Origin of the sequence: Streptomyces sp. NPDC059851 (assembly GCF_042732005.1) — a bacterium.
Lineage (GTDB): Bacteria > Actinomycetota > Actinomycetes > Streptomycetales > Streptomycetaceae > Streptomyces.
Genome location: NZ_JBHWJJ010000288.1, coordinates 1 through 2,141 on the forward strand (window position 1 = coordinate 1; position 2,141 = coordinate 2,141).

At 73.5% G+C, this 2,141-nt stretch carries 1 protein-coding gene; it reads left to right on the forward strand.

Annotation, left to right across the window (positions count from 1 at the left end):
* On the forward strand, nt 1–2,141 hold a 2,141-nt coding region (locus ACFV7Q_RS38770), incomplete at both ends, for an SDR family NAD(P)-dependent oxidoreductase (RefSeq protein WP_385435657.1).

Sequence of the window (2,141 nt, forward strand, 5' to 3'; positions counted from 1 at the left end):
GACTTCGTGTCCGGGCACTCGATCGGTGAGATCGCCGCCGCGCACGTCGCCGGGGTGTTGTCCCTGGATGACGCGTGTGCGCTGGTCGCGGCCCGTGGCCGGCTGATGCAGGCACTTCCGGGCGGTGGTGTGATGCTCGCCGTCCAGGCGTCGGAGGACGAGGTCCTGCCGCTGATCGGCGGGGGCGACCGGGTGAGCATCGCCGCGATCAACGGGCCGCAGTCGGTGGTCATGGCCGGCGACGAGGACGCGGTCATCGCCGTCACGGAGGCGCTTTCCGGTCGCAAGGCCAAGCGGCTGACGGTCAGCCACGCGTTCCACTCGCCGCACATGGACGGCATGCTGGACGACTTCCGCCAGGTGGTGGCGCGGCTGTCCTTCGCCGCCCCCACGATCCCGGTCGTGTCGAACCTCACCGGTGCCGTCGTCACCGACGAGATGGCTTCCGCCGAGTTCTGGGTGCGGCACGTCCGCGACGCCGTCCGCTTCCTCGACGGCATGCGGGTGCTGGAGGACGCGGGCGTCACGACGTACCTCGAACTCGGCCCGGGCGGTGTGCTCTCGGCCATGGGCCAGGAGTGTGTGACGCGCGAGGGCGCCGCCTTCGTACCCGTCCTGCGCAACGGCCGTCCGGAAGCCGACACCGTCGTGGCTTCGCTGGCCCAGGCCCACGCACGCGGCGTCGAGGTGAACTGGTCCGCGTTCTACGCCGGTTCCGGCGCCCGGCGGGTGGAGCTGCCGACGTACGCCTTCCAGCGGCAGCGCTACTGGCTGCAGTTGACGGGAGCGGGTCGCCGCAGCGCCGGCAGTGCCGGCCATGACGTCGATGCCCGCTTCTGGGACGCGGTCGAGCGCGAGGACCTGGAGTCGCTCTCCGGCACGCTGGACGTGGACGACGAGAACGCCTGGGGCCAGGTGCTCCCTGCCCTGTCGGCATGGCGCCGTGGCCTGCGGACCCAGTCCGAGGTGGACCGCTGGCGCTACCGGGTGTCGTGGAAGCCGCTGACGGACGTGGCCTCTGGCCGTCGTCCGTCCGGGACGTGGCTGGTGGTGACGCCTGCTGCTGCAGGCGTGGACGCGACGGCCGTGGAGGCTGCCCTGGCCGGGCACGGCGCCGAAGTCCGCAGGATCGTCGTGGAACCCGGTACGGACCGCGCCGCGCTGGCCGCCCTGCTGGCCGGCCCTATGGGCGATGCCGATGCCGACGCCCAGGGCGTCGTCGCCGGTGTGGTCTCCCTGCTCGCTCTGGACGAGGCGTCCGGTGTTCTCCCGACGGCAGGCCTGGTGCAGGCGTTGGGCGATGCCGGGTCGGGTGCGCCGCTGTGGTGCCTGACCCGGGGCGCGGTGAGCGTCGGCCGCTCGGACCGGCTCGTTTCGGCGGTTCAGGCGCAGGTGTGGGGTCTGGGTCGGGTGGCCGCCCTGGAGGTTCCCGGGCGCTGGGGCGGTCTGGTCGACCTGCCCGAGGTGTGGGACGAGCGGGCCATGGGCCGGCTGGCCGGTGTACTGGCTGGTGGTACGGCCGGTGAGGACCAGGTTGCAGTGCGGTCGTCCGGTGTCTTCGGACGCCGACTGGTCCGCGCGGCCGGTGGCAGCAAGGGCTCGTGGGAGCCGTCCGGGACGGTCCTGGTGACCGGGGGTACGGGTGCGCTCGGCGGGCGCGTGGCCCGCTGGCTGGCCGGTGCGGGTGCCGAGCGGCTGGTCTTGACCAGCCGCCGGGGTCCGGAGGCCCCGGGTGCTGCCGAGCTGGTGGCCGAGCTGGCGGAGCAGGGCGTCGAGGTGTCGGTCGTGGCGTGCGACGCCGCCGACCGGGATGCCTTGCGGACCCTGCTCGCGGCCGAGGCCGAGGGGCTCACCGCGGTCGTCCACACCGCCGGCGTCCTCGACGACGGCGTGCTGGACGCCCTGACGCCGGAGCGGTTCGACGGAGTTCTCCGGGCGAAGGCCGTCTCCGCGCTCAACCTGCACGAGCTGACCGTCGAGCTCGGCATCGAGCTCTCCGCCTTCGTGCTGTTCTCCTCGATGAGCGGCACGATCGGGGCGCCGGGTCAGGCCAACTACGCTGCTGCGAACGCCTACCTGGACGCGCTCGCCGAGCAGCGGCGCGCCGCCGGCCTGGCTGCGACCTCCCTGGCGTGGGGCCC